Origin of the sequence: Streptomyces lusitanus (genome assembly GCF_042647945.1) — a bacterium.
GTDB classification, from domain to species: domain Bacteria; phylum Actinomycetota; class Actinomycetes; order Streptomycetales; family Streptomycetaceae; genus Streptomyces; species Streptomyces pseudogriseolus.
Window position 1 is genome coordinate 407743 of record NZ_JBHRWL010000006.1, and the last position, 18117, is coordinate 425859.

Consider the following 18117-nt stretch of genomic DNA (forward strand, 5'->3'; position numbering starts at 1 on the left):
CAAGCTGGTCCTTTCCTTCCCTCTCGCCTACCGGGTTAGCTGACGGGTTCGGAGCAGGAAGGTCTCCTACGGGCCCCCTCGCGACACGCGCGGGCGCCCGATTCACCCCAGGGACTTCATGTGGGTCCCCGGCTCCCCTGGCTCGCGCCGTACGGGGACTCGGCGATGACTGTCCGGTGCCGCGGATGCGGCGCACTGCCCGACGAACAGCCCGCACGAAACTAAGCGGGACATCTCGCAATCCCCAAACGATTCCCGGGTTTTGTAGCGCATCCCACAGGGCAGACAGGCAACCTCCGCCTCAATCCGGGCATAAGGGAGCCCCGGTGACGTACCCGCCACCGGGGCCCTCGCGCGCGGGGTGTCCCGCTCCGTCCCTACTCGGCCGCCACGACGGTGACTTCGCCGATCCCGAGCGCCTCCACGGGTGCCTTGATCTGCGCCGCGTCGCCCACGAGGACCGTCACGAGACGGTCCACCGGGAAGGCGTTCACCACCGCGGCCGTGGCCTCCACGGTGCCCGTGGCGGCCAACTGCCGGTACAGGTCGGCCTGGTAGTGGTCCGGCAGGTGCTGCTCGACCTGGTCCGCCAGGGTGCTCGCGACGGCCGCCGCCGTCTCGAACTTCAGCGGCGCCACACCCACCAGGTTCTGCACGGCGACGTCGCGCTCCTCGTCGGTGAGGCCCTCGCCGGCCAGCGTGCGCAGCACGGTCCACAGGTCGTCCAGCGCGGGGCCGGTGTTGGGGGTGTCGACCGAGCCGCTGATGGCCAGCATCGCCGCGCCCGTGCCGTCGGGCGCCGACCGGAGCACCTGGCCGAACGCCCGTACGCCGTAGGTGTATCCCTTCTCCTCGCGCAGGACGCGGTCCAGGCGCGAGGTGAGGGTGCCGCCGAGGCAGTACGTGCCGAGCACCTGCGCCGGCCACACCCGGTCGTGCCGGTCCGGGCCGATCCGGCCGATCAGCAGCTGCGTCTGCACGGCGCCGGGCCGGTCCACGATCACCACGCGGCCGGTGTCGTCCGCGACCACCGGCGCGACGGGCCGCGGCCGGCCCTGCGAGCCGGTCCAGGCGCCCAGGGTGTCGGCGAGCAGCGCGTCCAGGTCGACGCCGGTGAGGTCGCCGACCACCACGGCGGTCGCCGTGGCCGGGCGGACGTGCTTCTCGTAGAAGCCGCGCACGGCCGCGGAGTCGATGCGCTCGACGGTCTCCTCGGTGCCCTGGCGCGGGCGCGACATGCGCGCGCTCGCCGGGAACAGCTCCTTGGAGAGCTCCTTCGCGGCGCGGCGGGACGGGTTCGCCAGCTCGTGCGGGATCTCGTCGAGGCGGTTGCGGACCAGCCGCTCGATCTCGCTGTCGGCGAAGGCGGGCGCGCGCAGGGCGTCGGCGACCAGCCCGAGCCCCTTGGCGAGCCGCGAGGCCGGCACCTCGAGGCTGAGACGGACGCCGGGGTGGTCGGCGTGCGCGTCCAGGGTGGCGCCGCAGCGCTCCAGCTCGGCGGCGAACTCCTCGGCGGAGTGCTTGTCGGTGCCCTCGGAGAAGGCGCGCGCCATGATCGTGGCGACGCCGTCGAGGCCTTCCGGCTCCGCGTCCAGGGGCGCGTCGAGGCACACCTCGACGGCGACGACCTGCTGGCCGGGGCGGTGGCAGCGCAGCACGGTCAGGCCGTTGTCGAGGGCGCCGCGCTCGGGGGCCGGGAAGGCCCAGGGCTTGGCCTCGCCCGCCTGCGGCCGGGGGTGGAACTCCATCGTGGCGAGCTCGGTCACTTCGCCGTCTCCTCGTTCTCGTCGGTGGCGTCGGCGTCGGTGTCGGCGGCGGGGGCGACGGGCTCGTAGACGAGCACCGCGCGGTTGTCCGGGCGCAGGCGGGCCTTGGCGACCTCCTGGACCTCCTCCGCGGTCACCCCGAGCACCCGCTGGACGGCGGTGAGGGCGAGCTGCGGGTCACCGAACAGCACGGCGTAGCGGCACAGTTCGTCGGCGCGGCCGGCGACCGTGCCGAGCCGGTCCAGCCACTCGCGCTCCAGCTGGGCCTGGGCGCGCTCCATCTCCTCGGCGGTGGGGCCCTCCTCGGCGAACCGGGCGAGCTCCTCGTCGATGGCGGCCTCGATGACCGGCACCTCGACGTCGCCGGACGTCTTCACGTCCAGCCAGCCCAGCGACGGCGCCCCCGCCAGCCGCAGCAGGCCGAACCCGGCCGCGACGGCCGTGCGGTCGCGGCGCACCAGCCGGTTGTAGAGCCGCGAGGACTCGCCGCCGCCGAGGACGGTGAGCGCGAGGTCGGCCGCGTCGCTCGCGCGCGTGCCGTCCTCCGGGAGCCGGTAGGCGGCCATCAGCGCCCGCGCGGGGACCTCCTCCTCGACGACCTCGCGCAGCTCCTGACCGATGACGTCGGGCAGCGAGCCGTCACGCGGGGCGGGCTTGCCGTCGTGCCCCGGGATGGAGCCGAAGTACTTCTCGATCCAGGCGAGCGTCTGCTCCGGGTCGATGTCGCCGACCACGGACAGCACCGCGTTGTTCGGCGCGTAGTAGGTGCGGAAGAAGTGGCGGGCGTCCTCCAGGGTCGCCGCGTCCAGGTCCGCCATCGACCCGATCGGCGTGTGGTGGTACGGATGGCCCTCCGGGTAGGCGAGGGCGGTCAGCTTCTCGAAGGCGGTGCCGTACGGCACGTTGTCGTAGCGCTGGCGGCGCTCGTTCTTCACGACGTCCCGCTGGTTCTCCATGGACTCCTCGTCCAGGGCGGTCAGCAGGGAGCCCATGCGGTCGGCCTCCAGCCAGAGGGCGAGCTCCAGCTGGTGGGCGGGCATGGTCTCGAAGTAGTTGGTCCGCTCGAAGCTGGTGGTGCCGTTGAGCGAGCCGCCGGCGCCCTGCACCAGCTCGAAGTGGCCGTTCCCCTTCACCTGGGCGGACCCCTGGAACATCAGGTGCTCGAAAAGGTGAGCCAGGCCGGTACGGCCCTTGACTTCGTGCCGGGAGCCCACGTCGTACCAGAGGCACACCGCCGCGACCGGGGTCAGGTGGTCCTCGGAGAGCACCACGCGCAGGCCGTTGGACAGGCGGTGTTCGGTCGCTGTCAGGCCCCCGGAGCCTGCCTGGGCTGTGGCCGTGTGACCCATGGGCATGTACGTCCCTTCGATCGCGGAGGCGGTCGTCGTCGACACCGCCGTTTCTGCCGGTCCTGCCACTGTATGCAAGCGCGCGACCGGCCGACGGAGTTCCCACCCCGCCCGGCTACGCCGAGAGCGAGCACCTACGCCGCCGCGGGCAGTCGTGCCGCTGGGGCGGCACGGGTGGGCGCGGCGGCACCCCGCAAGCGCCGGGCTGCGCGACACCCCCCGCCCCGCACCAACGCCCGGTGCCTGACAAACGCGCCCCGAGGAGAGCCGCGGCACCGAAGCCACGTACCCTGCACGCGCCCCCGTACCCCACCGCACGGCGCCGAACCGGACCCCAGGACCCAGGTCCTGGTCCCACCCTGTCAGTGCGAAGGTCCACAATGGTCCGCGTCAGATCCCGTCCCACGCTTCAGCAAGGAGCCGGCAGCGATGGCCCGCCGCAGCACCAAGACCCCGCCGCCCGACGACCCGTTCGAGGAGAAGATCCTCGACATCGACGTCGTCGACGAGATGCAGGGCTCCTTCCTCGAGTACGCGTACTCGGTCATCTACTCCCGCGCCCTGCCCGACGCGCGTGACGGACTCAAGCCGGTGCACCGCCGCATCGTCTACCAGATGAACGAGATGGGCCTGCGCCCCGAGCGCGGTTACGTCAAGTGCGCGCGCGTGGTCGGCGAGGTGATGGGCAAGCTGCACCCGCACGGCGACGCGTCGATCTACGACGCCCTGGTCCGCATGGCGCAGCCGTTCTCCATGCGCCTGCCCCTGGTCGACGGCCACGGCAACTTCGGCTCGCTGGGCAACGACGACCCGCCGGCCGCGATGCGGTACACCGAGTGCCGGATGGCGGAGGCCACCGGTCTGATGACCGAGTCCATCGACGAGGACACGGTCGACTTCGCGCCGAACTACGACGGCCAGGAGCAGGAACCGGTCGCCCTGCCCGCCGCGTTCCCCAACCTCCTGGTGAACGGCGCCTCGGGCATCGCCGTCGGCATGGCCACCAACATGCCGCCGCACAACCTCCGTGAGGTCGTCGCCGCCGCCCGGCACCTGATCCGGCACCCGAACGCCGACCTCGACGCCCTGATGAAGCACGTCCCGGGCCCCGATCTGCCGACCGGGGGCCGGATCGTCGGCCTCTCCGGCATCCGGGACGCCTACGAGACCGGGCGCGGCACGTTCAAGATCCGCGCCACGGTGACCGTGGACGACGTGACCGCGCGCCGCAAGGGCCTGGTCGTCACCGAGCTGCCGTTCACGGTCGGCCCGGAGAAGGTGATCGCCAAGATCAAGGACCTGGTGGGCTCGAAGAAGCTCCAGGGCATCGCCGACGTCAAGGACCTCACCGACCGCGAGCACGGCCTGCGCCTGGTCATCGAGATCAAGAACGGCTTCGTGCCGGAGGCCGTGCTGGAGCAGCTGTACAAGCTGACGCCGATGGAGGAGTCCTTCGGCATCAACAACGTGGCGCTGGTGGACGGCCAGCCCCTCACCCTGGGCCTGAAGGAACTGCTCGAGGTCTACCTCGACCACCGCTTCACCGTGGTGCGCCGCCGCTCGGAGTTCCGCCGCGGCAAGAGGCGCGACCGGCTACACCTGGTCGAGGGCCTGCTCACGGCCCTGCTCGACATCGACGAGGTCATCCGCCTCATCCGCTCCAGCGAGAACTCGGCGCAGGCCAAGCAGCGCCTGATCGAGCACTTCTCGCTGAGCGACGTCCAGACGCAGTACATCCTGGACACCCCGCTGCGCCGCCTCACCAAGTACGACCGGATCGAGCTGGAGGCCGAGAAGGACCGGCTGAACGCGGAGATCGAGGAGCTGACCCGGATCCTGGAGTCGGACGCGGAGCTGCGCAAGCTGGTCTCGGCCGAACTGGCCGCCGTGGCGAAGAAGTTCGGCAACGACCGGCGCACGCTGCTGCTCGAGTCGGCCGGTGTCCCGGCCGCGGTGCCGCTCCAGGTGGAGGACGCCCCGTGCCGGGTCCTGCTGTCGTCGACGGGGCTGCTGGCGCGCACCGCCGACGACCGGCCGCTCGGAGACACGTCCGGCGGCAAGCGGGTCAAGCACGACGTGATCGTCTCGGCGGTCCCGGCGACCGCGCGCGGCGAGATCGGCGTGGTCACCTCGGCGGGCCGGCTGCTCCGGGTGAACGTGATCGACCTGCCCCAGCTCCCGGAGACGATGCCGGTCCCGAACCTCTCGGGCGGTGCGCCGCTGGCGGAGTTCGTGTCCCTGGAGGACGACGAGCAGGTGGTGTGCCTGACGACGCTCGACGAGTCCTCGCCGGGCCTGGCGATCGGCACGCAGCAGGGCGTGGTCAAGCGGGTGGTGCCCGACTACCCCTCCAACAAGGAGGAGCTCGAGGTCATCACCCTCAAGGAGGGCGACCGGATCGTCGGCGCGACCGAACTGCGCACGGGCGAGGAGGACCTCGTCTTCATCACCGACGACGCGCAGCTGCTGCGCTACCCGGCCTCCGTGGTGCGCCCGCAGGGACGCCCGGCGGGCGGCATGACGGGCATCAAGCTCGCCGAGGGCGCGAAGGTCATCAGCTTCACGGCGGTCGACCCGGCGGCGGACGCGGCCGTGTTCACGGTGGCGGGCTCGCGCGGCACGCTGGACGACTCGGTCCAGACGACGGCCAAGCTCACCCCGTTCGACCAGTATCCGCGCAAGGGACGGGCCACCGGCGGCGTCCGCTGCCAGCGGTTCCTGAAGGGCGAGGACTGCCTGTCCCTGGCCTGGGCGGGCCCCGTCCCGGCGCGCGCGGCGCAGAAGAACGGCACGGCGGTCGACCTCCCGGTGATCGACCCGCGCCGGGACGGCTCGGGCGTGTCCCTGGCCAGGACGGTGGCCGTGGTGGCCGGTCCCGTCTAGCCCACGGGGTCCTCGGCCTCCTGGACGTAGCGCAGGACGCCCCACATGCCGGCCTCGTCGTCGGTGTGTGGGGCGCCGTCGCTCACGCACCCCTCCAGCTCGGCGCGCAGGGCGCCGGTGTCGAGGCCGGTCCCGATCAGCACGAGCCGCGTCGCACGCCCGGCGCCGGCCGGCCACGGCTCCGGGTAGAAGCGCAGGAAGCGGCCGACGGCGTGCACGGCGTACCGGTTGCGCAGGTCGTACGGGCCGAAGTCGACGTACCCCTTGATGCGGTACAGCCCGGCGGGCCTGCTGTCGAGGAAGGCGATGAGCCGCCGGGGGTCGAGCGGCTGCTCGGACACGAAGGAGAGGGTGTCGTACCCGGCGTGCAGATGCTGCACGTGCTGGTCGTCCTCGCCCTCCTCCCGATGGAGGTCGTCGAAGGACAGCTGCCCGATGCGCTCCTCGCTCGGGCGGCAGTCGAAGAGGAACTCGGGGTCGACCCGTCCGTGCGTGGCGGACACCACGGCCGCCCGGTCGACGAGGGACCTGACCGTCTTCAGCACGGGTTCCGGGTCGTCCACCCGGTCGATCTTGTTCACGACGACGAGGTCGGCGAGCGCCAGGTGCCGGTCGACACCCGGGTGCGCGGCCCTGGTCTCGTCGAACTCGGCGGCGTCCACGACCTCGACGAGCCCGCCGTAGACGATGTCCGGCAGCTCGCTGGCGAGCACCATGCGGACGATTTCCTGCGGTTCGGCCAGGCCGCTCGCCTCGATGACGACGACGTCGATGCCGGCGGAGGGGCGGGCGAGCCGCTCGAGGTACTCGTCCAGCTCACTGGCGTCGACGGCACAGCACAGGCATCCGTTGCCGAGGGACACGGTGGAGTCGCCGAGGGCGCCCGCGACGGCCATCGCGTCGATCTCGACGGCCCCGAAATCATTGACCACGGCTCCGATGCGGCTGCCGCCGCTGCGGTGGAGGAGGTGGTTGAGCAGGGTGGTCTTTCCCGAGCCGAGGAATCCGGCCAGCACGACCACCGGAATCTGCCGCCCGCTGCTCCGCTCCGACACACGACCCCTCTCACACCTGTGCGCACACCGGCTCGCTGACGGCGTGCGCACGGACGAACGACTGACGGTCCAGGATACGAGTACCCGTAACGCCTCCGAAGTGAACGATTGTTAGCAGCATTCGCGGGGCAGACGTCTGGCAAGGCGCCGGATTGTGCGACCCTCGCTTCCCTCCGTGCGCCTCCTCTCCGCCTTCCCGCCGATCAGAGCCGCTCGGCACCCTGGAAGGCGGCAAGCGCCGCCCACCGCTCGCCGGTTCCCTGAAGTCGACCCACCACCCGACGACCGGCGGACGGCGGCCTGATCGGGGGTAATTGACATGGGCACAAAGAGCGTAGGGCTGCGGAGGCTGCACTCGGCGACCGCGGCCGGTCTGGGGATGGTCGCAGGGGTCATCGCTGCGGTGGCAGCACAGCGGAACGCATTGGATGCGATCAGCAAGCGCCTTGAGCGCCTGGAAGAACAGGCCGGCCATCAGCAGCGGGCCAACCTGGCCATGCAGCAGCGCCAGCACTGGGAGTTGCTGAGCAAAGCGATCGACGACCCGGAACTGGCCGAGGTACTGGACCTTTACGAGGTGCCGGTCACCGCCGAGAAGCGTCGCCAGTACCTGTTCGCGAACGCCCTGTACACGAATCTGCTGTGCTACCACCGCATGGGCAACCTCACTCTGGATGAATTCTTCAAGCACGCCAGAGCCATGTTCCAGAACCCGATAGCCAGGGACTACTGGGAGGCAACACGCCACGACCGCGCCAGCCTCAAAGGGACAGAGGAGGCGAAGCTGGGTCAGATGATCGACGACTTGCTGCTGCAGCTGGATGAGGCAGACACCGAGGAGTGGTGGGTGGTGGGCGAGCCACCCACCGATCTGTGACCTAAGCGTCCGGGATGTCCGGCTTGGCCTTGATCAGGGTTTCCCTGGTAATCACAACGATGCGCTCGTAGTCCGCACGCGCCGCGTCTGCGGGTAGTTGCGAGTCCAGCGAATCAGTGACGTCCGTTCCGATGACGGCGAAGTTCCCATCGGCCAACTCGAAGAGGTCGGGGCACGTTGCCCCGGTGGCACTGCCTCGAAGACGCGGAGCGACACCGAGGCGGCGAACGATCTGACTCACTGATTTCCTCTGTTCTCTGGGCACGAGCACCAGCGCTCGATGCCGCGCGACGCGCGAGCGTATCTTTGCAGGTCCGCCCCGTTATGGAAAACAGGCGCACAGAGGTGGAACAGGGTCGCGGCGAGACTGTAACAACGCCGCAACCCGAAGGTGTGAGCACTTCACTTTCACTGAATAGCCCCTGAGAGTGACAAGTACTCGAAGAATCGATACTCACTCGCATTCTTGGCATACGCCGCCAATACGAGTACACGGGACGGGCCGCGCCGGCACCCCGGTGGGCCGGCACGGCACCGAGGTGCAACTCAGGTTAGGCTCACCTGTGTGAGTAGCACGTGCTCAACCGTCTCCCGCGCGCTCGACGAGCCCGTCGAAGGGACCGCGGCGACCGCGCGGACGTGGCTGCTGCTGGAGCAGCCCGGCCCGTGGGGTGCCAAGGCGCTCACGTCCAGCCATCTCGACCCCGCACTGGGCCGTGCCCTGGAGGCCGCCGCGAAGGGCACCGGCGTGCGCGTCGCCCTCATCCGGCGTCCCGGACGTCACGCGGACAGCCGTATGCCCGCCACGCGCCGCGTGTACGTCGCCCACACCGTCCCGGGCAACGTCTGGCTGCACTCCGCGACCACCACCGACCCCGCCCGCCTGCTCGACCTCGACTACCCGGCCCTCGGCCGCGGCGAGGCCGCGAGCTTCGGCGCGGTGCTGGGCGGTGAGCCGCACGACGGCGATCCCCTCGCCCTCGTCTGCACCAACGGCAAGCGCGACCGCTGCTGCGCCCTGCTCGGCAGGCCCCTCGCCGCCGAGCTGGCCTCCTCCGGCGTCGAAAGCGTCTGGGAGGTCACCCACCTCGGCGGTCACCGCTTCTCCCCCACCGTGCTCGTGCTGCCGTACGGCTACGCGTACGGACGGGCGGAGGCGCACGCCGTCAAGGAGGTGCTGCACGGCGCGCGGGAGGGCCGGATCGTCACCGAGGGATGCCGGGGCGGCTCCGCCTGGGAGCGGCCCGGTCAGGCGGCCGAGCTGGCCGTGCGGCGCGCCGTGCGCGAGGACGCCGCCCAGGTGCTGAGCGTCGTCCGTACGGAGGGCGAGACGCCCCACTGGGAGGTGACCGTCGCCCATGTGGACGGGCGCCGCTGGCGCGTGGCGGTCGCCCAGGGCGCGGCCCTGCCGCCCCGCCCGGAGAGCTGCGGCTCGGTGCTCGGCTCGCCCGCGCGGATGGACGTCGTCGACGTCCGTGAGCTGACCCCGGCGGTCACGGTCATGGCCGGCTGACCTCTCTCGGCCTCACCCCGCCGGGAGAAGCACGTCACACCCCCTACGGCACCCCCGCCTCCCCCACGTACCGTCGGGGCATGAGCCCCACAGCCCCCGCTCGCCGTCTGCGCCTCGGCCTGCCGCGGCGGGTGTTCTCCCAGATCCTGCTGATGCAGGTGGCGATCGCCGCGGGCGTCGCGGTCCTGGCGACCGGCCTGTTCCTCGCGCCGCTCGGTGAGCAGCTGGACGACCAGGCGATGCGCCGCGCCCTGGCGATCGCGCAGACCACCGCCCAGCAGCCGCAGATCGCCGAGGACCTGCGCGCCACGGAGCCCACGCCCGGTGGGCCGGTGCAGCGGGAGGCGGAGCGGATCCGGCGGGCCACGGGCGCGGAGTACATCGTGATCCTCGACCGGCGGGGCGTGCGCTGGTCGCACACCGCCCCGGAGCGGATCGGCGGGCTGGTGTCCACCGACCCCGGTGAGGCGCTGGCCGGCCGCGAGGTCATGGAGATCGACGAGGGCACCCTGGGCCGCTCCGCGCGCGGCAAGGTCCCGCTGCGGGACGCCGACGGCGAGGTCATCGGCGCCGTCTCGGTCGGCATCGCCTACGACAGCGTCCGCGCGCGGCTGATCCACGCCATCCCGGGGCTGCTCGCGTACGCGGGCGGCGCGCTCGCGGTGGGCGCGCTGGCGGCCTGGCTGATCTCCCGGCGGGTCCAGCGGCAGACCCGTGACCTGGCCTTCTCCGACATCGCCGCGCTGCTCGCGGAGCGCGAGGCGATGCTGCACGGCATCCGGGAGGGCGTCGTGGCCCTGGACCGGGACGGGCGTGTCCGGCTGCTGAACGACGAGGCGCAGCGGCTGCTGGGCATCGGTGAGGAGGCCGTCGGCCGCTCGCCGGACGAGGCGCTGGGCGCGGGCCGTACGGCCGACGTGCTGGCGGGGCGGGTGACCGGCACCGATCTGCTCACCGTCCGCGGGCATCGGGTGCTGGTCGCGAACCGTATGCCGACCGACGACGGCGGCGCCGTGGCCACCCTGCGCGACCGGACCGAGCTGGACCAGCTGGGCCGGGAGCTCGACTCGACGCGCGGGCTGATCGACGCGCTGCGCGCCCAGGACCACGAGCACGCGAACCGCATGCACACCCTGCTGGGGCTGCTGGAGCTGGAGATGTACGAGGACGCGGTGGAGTTCGTCGGTGAGGTGGTGGGCGACCACCGGGCCACGTCGGAGCAGGTCACGGAGCGGATCCGGGATCCGCTGCTGGCGGCGCTGCTGGTGGGCAAGGCGACGGTGGCGGCGGAGCGCGGGGCGGTGCTGCGGCTGTCGGACCGGTCGCGTCTGCCGGACCGGCTGGTCGACCCGCGCGGGCTGGTGACGGTCGTGGGAAACCTGGTGGACAACGCGCTGGACGCCGTCGCCGGCACGCCCGACGCGCGCGTGGAGGTCGAGTTGCGGGCGGAGGGCCGCACGGCGGTGCTCGTGGTGCGGGACACGGGCCCCGGAGTGCCGCCCGAGCAGCGGGAGCTGATCTTCACGGAGGGCTGGTCCACCAAGGAGCCGCCCGGCCACCGAGGGCGGGGCATCGGGCTGCCGCTGGTGCGCCGGCTCGCGCACCGGCACGGGGGCGACGCGCGCGTGGGTGAGGCGCCGGGCGGGGGCGCCGAGTTCACCGTGGTCCTGCCGGAGGCGCTGACCGAGCCGGGGCCGCCGGCCGCCCTCGCGGGCGCTTCGTCCCGGCCCGCGGAACCCGAGGAGGCGCGATGATCGAGGTGCTGGTCGTGGACGACGACGTCCGGGTGGCGCGGGTCAACGCGGCCTATGTCGACAAGGTGCCCGGGTTCCACGCCGTGGCCCCGGCGCACAGCGCGGCCGAGGCGCTGGAGCGGGTGGAGACGCTTGCCCGGGTGGATCTCGTCCTCATGGACCACTATCTGCCCGACGAGACGGGTCTCGACGTCGTCCGGGAGATGCGGCGGCGCGGCCACCAGGCCGACGTGATCATGGTGACGGCGGCACGGGACGTGGCGACGGTGCAGGCGGCGATGCGGCACGGAGCGCTCCAGTACCTGGTCAAGCCGTTCGCCTTCGCCGGGCTGCGCGGCAAGCTGGAGGCGTACGCACGGCTGCGCCGCACCCTCGACGGCGGCGGTGAGGCGGAGCAGGCGGAGGTGGACCGCATCTTCGGCGCGCTGTCCGAGTCGACCGAGCCGCAGCTGCCCAAGGGGCACTCCCCCACCACGGCGGACCTGGTGCGGCGGGCGCTGACGGCCGCGGAAGGGCCGCTGTCGGCGCAGGAGATCGCCGAACGCACGGGAGTGAGCCGGCAGACCGCTCAGCGCTATCTGAAGCTCCTGGAGCGCACAGGACGGGCCACGCTGACCCTGCGCTACGGGGACGCGGGCCGCCCGGAACACCGTTACGTGTGGGCGACCCGCGCCTGAGGCACGGCTCGTGGGGGCGGGGGAAGGAACCGTGCCCCCCTTCCATACGGATGCCGGCGCCGTACGTCTCCGCGCGGCCCCTCGCCAGACCGCGCCGGCGCCGCGGCCCCCACCGCCCGGTGGCCGCCCGCCAGGGCCGCTTCGCCCTCCGCTAGGCCGCCCCCGCGCCCGTCAGTGACCGCACCTCGGTCTCGGCGTGGCGGGCCTCGTCGGGGACCTCGGTGGAGGTGACCGTGCCGAGCCATCCGGCGAGGAAGCCCAGCGGGATGGAGACCAGTCCCGGGTTCTGGAGCGGGAAGAGCTGGATGTCCACGCCGGGGAAGAGGGAGTCGGGGCTGCCGGACACCACCGGGGACAGCAGCACCAGCACCACCGCCGGGACCAGGCCGCCGTAGACGGACCACACGGCGCCGCGCGTGGTGAAGCCGCGCCAGAACAGCGAGTAGAGCAGCACGGGCAGGTTGGCGGACGCGGCGACGGCGAAGGCGACGCCGACCAGGAACGCGACGTTGAGGTCGCGGGCCAGCAGGCCGAGGGCGATCGCGACGACGCCGATGCCGACGGCGGCGACGCGCGCGACGGCGACCTCGCTGCGGGGCTTGCCGCCGGGACGGCGCAGGGAGGCGTACAGGTCGTGGGCGACGGACGCCGAGGAGGCGAGCGTGATCCCGGCGACGACGGCGAGGATGGTGGCGAAGGCGACCGCGGCGACGACCGCGAAGAGGACCGTGCCGCCGGTGGTGCCGGCGCCGCCGCCCAGGTCGAGCGCGAGCAGCGGGACCGCCGTGTTGCCCGAGGCGTGCGAGGCGCGCACGGCGTCCGGGCCGATGAGCGCGGCGGCGCCGAAGCCGAGCACGATGGTCATCAGGTAGAAGCCGCCGATGAGGCCGATCGCCCAGACCACGGACCGCCGGGCGGCGCGCGCGGTGGGGACGGTGTAGAAGCGGGACAGGATGTGCGGCAGGCCCGCCGTGCCCAGCACCAGGGCGAGTCCGAGGCTGATGAAGTCGAAGCGGGCGGTCCAGTCGCCGCCGTAGGCGAGGCCGGGGGCGAGGAACGCGTCGCCGTGGCCGCTGCGTTCGGCGGCGGTGCGCAGCAGGCGGTTGACGTCCCCGTGGAAGCGCAGCAGGACGAGGACGGTCAGGGTGACGGTGCCGCCGAGCAGCAGGACCGCCTTGACGATCTGGATCCAGGTGGTGGCGCGCATGCCGCCGAGCGACACGTAGATCACCATGAGCGCGCCGACGCCGACCACGGTCCAGGCCTGCACGGCCTCGCCGGTGCCGCCGAGGAGCAGCGCGACAAGGCTGCCCGCGCCGACCATCTGCGCCACCAGGTACAGCACGGAGACGGTGACGGAGGAGGTGCCGGCGGCGATGCGCACCGGCCGCTCCCGCATCCGGGCGGCGACCACGTCGGCGAGCGTGAACCGCCCGCAGTTGCGCACCAGTTCGGCGACCAGGAACAGCACCACCAGCCAGGCCACGAGGAAGCCCACCGAGTAGAGCATCCCGTCGTAGCCGACGAGGGCGATGAGTCCGGAGATGCCGAGGAAGGAGGCGGCCGACATGTAGTCGCCGGCGATGGCAAAACCATTTTCCATCGGCGAGAAGAGACGGTTGCCGGTGTAGAACTCCTCGGCGGAGCCCTGGCGGTGGCGGCTCACCCAGGTGGTGATCACGAGGGTGACGGCGACGAACGCGCTGAACAGCAGCAGGGCGGTGGTGCGGTGGTCGGTCGTCATGCCGCGCCGCCTCTGCCTCGGGCCAGCTCCTGGGTGTCCCAGCGCAGTTCGAGCGCCGCGCGGTCGCGCCGCAGCCGGGCATGGCGGACGTAGGCCCAGGTGAGCAGGAAGGTGGTGAGGAACTGGCCGAGGCACGCGAGCATCCCGACGTTCACCGCGCCCGCGACGGGGCGCGCCATCAGTCCGGGGACGGTGGTGGCGGTGACGACGTACGCGACGTACCAGACGAGGAAGGCGACGGCCCCGGGGACCACGAAGCGCCGGTAGCGGCGCCGCACTTCCTGGAAGGCCGCGCTGCGCTGCACCTCGAGGTAGATGTCGGCCGCCGCGGGCGCGGCCTCCGGCTCGGGCCGGGCCGACTGCACTGCCGCCGCGGCCGATTCGCCCCAGCCCGAGGCCAGGGCGTCGTACCAGGGATCGTCGTAGGTCACGTCCCCCGCATTGCTTCGCTGCATGCCCAAGGATGGACAGAACGGGAACTTCCCTGACTCTTCTTCCCGTTCCTCTTCACTCCATCAGGTGACCGGAGCGTGCGGGCACCTTGTGAAGCGACTACGGAGACGTCCGAAGGGGCGCCGTCCCGCTGCGGAACGGCGCCCCTCCGGACCTGACAATGCCTAGGCGTCGATGCGGGAGCGGTCCAGTGTGGCCGCGGAGCTGGAGATGAACTCCTTGCGCGGGGCGACGTCGTTGCCCATGAGGAGGTCGAAGACCTGCTCGGCGGCCTCGAGGTCGCTGAGGTTGATCCGGCGCAGGGTGCGGTGGCGCGGGTCCATGGTGGTCTCGGCCAGCTGGTCGGCGTCCATCTCGCCGAGGCCCTTGTAGCGCTGGATCGAGTCCTTGTACCGGACGCCCTTGCTCTGGAGTTCCATGAGCTTGTCCCGCAGCTCCCGGTCCGAGTACGTGTACACGTACTTGTCCTGGCCCTTCTTGGGCTGGACGATCTCGATCCGGTGCAGCGGCGGCACGGCGGCGAAGACCCGGCCGGCCTCGACCATGGGCCGCATGTAGCGGTGGAACAGGGTCAGCAGCAGCGTGCGGATGTGGGAGCCGTCCACATCGGCGTCGGTCATCATGATGATCTTGCCGTAGCGCGCCGCGTCGATGTCGAAGGTCCGGCCGGACCCGGCTCCTATGACCTGGATGATCGCGCCGCACTCGGCGTTCTTGAGCATGTCCGTGACGGACGACTTCTGCACGTTGAGGATCTTGCCGCGGATCGGCAGCAGCGCCTGGAACTCGGAGTTCCGGGCGAGCTTGGCCGTGCCCAGCGCGGAGTCGCCCTCGACGATGAACAGCTCGCTGCGGTCGACGTCGTCGCTGCGGCAGTCGGCGAGCTTGGCGGGCAGCGAGGAGGACTCCAGGGCCGTCTTGCGGCGCTGGGCGTCCTTGTGCTGGCGGGCCGCGATGCGCGTACGGGCCGCGGCGACGACCTTCTCCATGACCACGCGGGCCTGCTGGGCGGCGTCGCGCTTGGTGGAGGTCAGGAACGCCTTGAGCTCCTTGGAGATCACGGTGTTCACGATGCGGCGGGCCGCCGAGGTGCCCAGCACCTCCTTGGTCTGCCCCTCGAACTGAGGTTCGGCGAGACGGACCGTGACCACCGCGGTGAGGCCCTCGAGGGCGTCGTCCTTCACGACGTCGTCCTCGGCCACGCGCAGCATCTTCTTGGCCCGCAGGACCTCGTTCATCGTCTTGGCGACGGCCTGCTCGAAGCCCGCGACGTGGGTGCCGCCCTTGGGGGTGGCGATGATGTTGACGAACGACTTGACGGTCGTCTCGTAGCCGGTGCCCCAGCGCAGCGCCACGTCGACGCCGAGCTCGCGGGTGACCTCGGTGGGCGTCATCTGGCCGTGCTCGTCGAGCACCGGGACCGTCTCCTTGAAGGAGCCCTGCCCGGTGAAGCGGAGCGTGTCGCAGATCGGCCGGTCGGAGGCCAGGAACTCGCAGAACTCGCTGATCCCGCCGTCGAAGCGGAAGGACTCCTCACCCTTGCTGCCGCCGTCGCCGAGCCCGTACTCGTCGCGGACGACGATGGTCAGGCCGGGCACCAGGAACGCGGTCTGCCGGGCGCGCTGGTGCAGGGTGTCCAGGGCGAGCTTGGCGTCCTTGAGGAAGATCTGGCGGTCGGCCCAGTAGCGCACGCGCGTGCCGCTGCGGGTCTTCGGGATCTTCTTGGTCTTGCGCAGGCCGCTGCCGGGCTCGAACTTCGCGTCCGGGCCCAGGGCGGAGAAGGCGCCGGGGACGCCGCGGCGGAAGCTGATCGCGTGGGTGTGCCCCCCGCGGTCCACCTCCACGTCGAGCCGCGCGGAGAGCGCGTTCACCACGGAGGCGCCGACGCCGTGCAGACCGCCGGAGGCGGCGTAGGAGCCGCCGCCGAACTTCCCGCCGGCGTGCAGCTTGGTCATGACGACCTCGACGCCGGAGAGGCCGGTCTTGGGCTCGACGTCGACCGGGATGCCCCGGCCGTTGTCCTTGACCTCCACCGAGCCGTCGTCGTGGAGCACGACCTCGATGTGGTCGCAGTAGCCGCCGAGGGCCTCGTCCACGGCGTTGTCGATGATCTCCCAGAGGCAGTGCATCAGGCCACGGCTGTCCGTGGAGCCGATGTACATACCGGGGCGCTTGCGTACGGCCTCGAGCCCCTCGAGGACGAGCAGGTGCCGCGCGGTGTAGTTGGAACCGTCCCGGTCTGCTCCTGCCAGCAGCGCTGTGGACGACGGCACGGACGTCTCGGCGGTCACGCGGTTCGCTCCTCGCTGAATTTCAGATGGGGCCCTGGTGGGTAAGGGCGCGGCTTGGTTCACCGGTGAGAGGGTACCGAGGCCTGGTAGAGCCGTTGTAACGCCACCCTCGTCTCGGTCTCACCCTAGTCGAGAGTCGCATGGGTGTTCGATCCCTCGATGGAGTGAAGCACACATCACGTTCCCATCGAGGCATGAACCATTTAGGCTCCGGGCACGTCCTCATGAACAACCGGCAACCCAGCCGGGAGGGCCGACCACCGATACCACGCGAATCCGTACGACACAGAGACACGCACTACGGCACATTCGCCGCCAACCGGCAGCAGCCGGCCGCCTCGAAGATTTTTTTCGAGGAAAAGCCCCGAGCGGGAACGTTTTGGGGCTGGTTGGATGTTGACCCTGGTACGACAGCTCGTCGAGCTAGAGAAGAGGCGACGTGACTACTGTTCTGACCCCCGCGAGCCCGCTGACGGCCGCCGATCGCTGCGACCGCTGCGGCGCCCAGGCCTACCTGCGCGTCGTCCTGCTGAGCGGTGGAGAACTGCTCTTCTGCGCCCACCACGGGCGCAAGTTCGAGCCGGAACTCAAGAAGATCGCCGCTGAGATACAGGACGAGACGGAGCGGCTGACCGCCCCGAAGGCAACTCCTGACGAGGAGCGCTGACACTTCACGTCCGACGACGAGCAGCCAGACCGGCACAGGCCGGCGAACGGGCGGCGTCTTCCCCCGCGGAGGGCGCCGCCCGTCTGTTGCGAGCCGGTGTGCCGGTCGTACCGGTGTATGCCGGTGTGCCGCAGTTTCAGCCCTGTGATGCCGCAGGCCACCCCAGTGTGGCCAGGACGTCGGAGATGCGGGTGTAGACCCCCGGGCTGCCCGCCCAGCCGCAGCCGGCCCCCCAGGAGACCAGGCCTATGAGCCGCCCCTGGGCGACCAGCGGCCCCCCGCTGTCCCCCTGGCAGGCGTCCCGGCCGCCGGCCACCTCACCCGCGCACAGCATCGTCTCGGCGCGGTAGGTGCCGTCGGAGCCCCCGGGGTACGCCTTCTCGCACAGCGCGTCGGGCTGCACCCGTACGCGCGCCCCGTGCAGGCTGCCGGCGTAGCTGCCGGAGCCCGTGGTGTCCCCCCAGCCGTAGACCGTGGCGGCGGTCCCCGCCCGGTATGCCGGGTCGCCCGCCCCCGCCATGCCTATGACCGAGGCCGCGGGTAGCGGCTCGGCCAGGCTGAGCACGGCGAAGTCGCCGGAGTTGGTCGCGCCGTCGTAGTGGGGGTTCACCCAGACCTTCCGTACGGCGACCTCCTGGCCGCCCTCCGAGAGCAGCTCGGTACGCCCCGCTATCACCCTGAGGTCGCGCACCCGCTCCGGGGAGGCGCCGAGCACCTCCGGGTCCATGCAGTGGGCGGCGGTGAGCACGGTGGTGCGGCCGACCGCCACGCCCCCGCAGAACTGCCCCGCCCGTGTACCCCCGAACCGGTCACGGCTGGAGAGCGCCACGGTGTACGGGCTCTGTGACACATCGACGGGGAAGCCGCCGACGACGATGCTGTCGGCGGCCACCGGAGCGGCCGAGGCCAGTGGTATGACGGTGCCCGCGGCCACCAAGGTCAGCGGCAGGGCCAGAGCCCTGGCAAGTCGACGTCGCATGCACGCTCCTCACACTGGGGTGAACCTTGGACACCCACAGTGAGGTAAGCGGTCCGCACCCGCACCCGCACGGCAGCGTGAAGGCCCGGTCCCGCCGGAGCGGGGACCG

The 18117-nt window shown here is 71.7% G+C and carries 14 protein-coding genes and 1 riboswitch; of the genes, 6 read left to right on the plus strand and 8 right to left on the minus strand.

Annotation, left to right across the window (positions count from 1 at the left end):
- Positions 1-9 precede the first annotated feature (9 nt).
- A riboswitch (cyclic di-AMP (ydaO/yuaA leader) is annotated at positions 10-175 on the minus strand.
- Between the two features lie 202 nt (positions 176-377).
- Positions 378-1766: a M16 family metallopeptidase gene (locus ACFOSY_RS11330; RefSeq protein ID WP_394306626.1), complete on the minus strand. Its 1389-nt coding sequence runs from the start codon at positions 1764-1766 to the stop codon at positions 378-380.
- Complete coding sequence (locus ACFOSY_RS11335; RefSeq protein WP_394306706.1) at positions 1763-3121, minus strand: M16 family metallopeptidase; 1359 nt, start codon at positions 3119-3121, stop codon at positions 1763-1765. The genes ACFOSY_RS11330 and ACFOSY_RS11335 overlap by 4 nt, the downstream gene beginning before the upstream one ends.
- Positions 3122-3544: 423 nt before the next feature.
- Here ACFOSY_RS11335 and ACFOSY_RS11340 point away from each other — a divergent pair, with 423 nt between their 5' ends.
- Positions 3545-5998 carry a DNA gyrase/topoisomerase IV subunit A gene (locus tag ACFOSY_RS11340; RefSeq protein ID WP_394306627.1) on the plus strand — a complete coding sequence of 818 codons (2454 nt, stop codon included), beginning with the start codon at positions 3545-3547 and terminating at the stop codon, positions 5996-5998.
- Here the strand turns inward: ACFOSY_RS11340 and ACFOSY_RS11345 are convergent.
- Positions 5995-7053 (minus strand): CobW family GTP-binding protein, encoded by a 1059-nt coding sequence (locus tag ACFOSY_RS11345; RefSeq protein ID WP_394306628.1) that lies wholly within the window; start codon positions 7051-7053, stop codon positions 5995-5997. The genes ACFOSY_RS11340 and ACFOSY_RS11345 overlap by 4 nt on opposite strands.
- A gap of 319 nt (positions 7054-7372) precedes the next feature.
- Here ACFOSY_RS11345 and ACFOSY_RS11350 point away from each other — a divergent pair, with 319 nt between their 5' ends.
- On the plus strand, positions 7373-7930 hold the full coding sequence (locus ACFOSY_RS11350; RefSeq protein ID WP_394306629.1) for a DUF6082 family protein: 558 nt from the start codon (positions 7373-7375) through the stop codon (positions 7928-7930).
- A 1-nt stretch (position 7931) separates the two neighbouring features.
- Here ACFOSY_RS11350 and ACFOSY_RS11355 read toward each other — a convergent pair whose 3' ends face one another.
- Positions 7932-8171, minus strand: a complete 240-nt coding sequence (locus ACFOSY_RS11355; RefSeq protein ID WP_394306630.1) for a hypothetical protein — start codon at positions 8169-8171, stop codon at positions 7932-7934.
- Positions 8172-8495: 324 nt separating this feature from the next.
- On the opposite strand from ACFOSY_RS11355, the gene ACFOSY_RS11360 reads away from it, so the two are divergent.
- The 3 genes from ACFOSY_RS11360 to ACFOSY_RS11370 all read left to right on the plus strand — a co-directional run bounded on the left by ACFOSY_RS11360 (position 8496) and on the right by ACFOSY_RS11370 (position 11874).
- Positions 8496-9443 (plus strand): sucrase ferredoxin, encoded by a 948-nt coding sequence (locus tag ACFOSY_RS11360; protein ID WP_394306631.1) that lies wholly within the window; start codon positions 8496-8498, stop codon positions 9441-9443.
- A gap of 80 nt (positions 9444-9523) precedes the next feature.
- Positions 9524-11197: a sensor histidine kinase gene (locus tag ACFOSY_RS11365; protein ID WP_394306632.1), complete on the plus strand. Its 1674-nt coding sequence runs from the start codon at positions 9524-9526 to the stop codon at positions 11195-11197.
- On the plus strand, positions 11194-11874 hold the full coding sequence (locus ACFOSY_RS11370) for a DUF7342 family protein (protein WP_394306633.1): 681 nt from the start codon (positions 11194-11196) through the stop codon (positions 11872-11874). Before ACFOSY_RS11365 ends, ACFOSY_RS11370 begins: the two co-directional genes overlap by 4 nt.
- Positions 11875-12025: 151 nt before the next feature.
- Here the strand turns inward: ACFOSY_RS11370 and ACFOSY_RS11375 are convergent, their stop codons facing one another.
- From ACFOSY_RS11375 to ACFOSY_RS11385, 3 genes are all read right to left on the minus strand, one after another.
- Positions 12026-13618, minus strand: coding sequence for a solute symporter family protein (locus ACFOSY_RS11375; RefSeq protein ID WP_394306634.1), 1593 nt, complete (start codon positions 13616-13618; stop codon positions 12026-12028).
- Positions 13615-14073, minus strand: a complete 459-nt coding sequence (locus ACFOSY_RS11380; protein ID WP_394306635.1) for a DUF485 domain-containing protein — start codon at positions 14071-14073, stop codon at positions 13615-13617. The genes ACFOSY_RS11375 and ACFOSY_RS11380 overlap by 4 nt, the downstream gene beginning before the upstream one ends.
- A gap of 162 nt (positions 14074-14235) precedes the next feature.
- Positions 14236-16362 (minus strand): DNA gyrase/topoisomerase IV subunit B, encoded by a 2127-nt coding sequence (locus ACFOSY_RS11385; RefSeq protein ID WP_394306636.1) that lies wholly within the window; start codon positions 16360-16362, stop codon positions 14236-14238.
- Positions 16363-16801: 439 nt separating this feature from the next.
- Between ACFOSY_RS11385 and ACFOSY_RS11390 the strand changes: the two genes are divergently transcribed.
- Positions 16802-17029, plus strand: a complete 228-nt coding sequence (locus ACFOSY_RS11390; RefSeq protein WP_048456232.1) for a DUF7455 domain-containing protein — start codon at positions 16802-16804, stop codon at positions 17027-17029.
- Positions 17030-17165: 136 nt separating this feature from the next.
- On the opposite strand, the gene ACFOSY_RS11395 is transcribed toward ACFOSY_RS11390, so the two are convergent.
- Positions 17166-18008: a S1 family peptidase gene (locus ACFOSY_RS11395; protein ID WP_394306637.1), complete on the minus strand. Its 843-nt coding sequence runs from the start codon at positions 18006-18008 to the stop codon at positions 17166-17168.
- Positions 18009-18117: the final 109 nt, after the last annotated feature.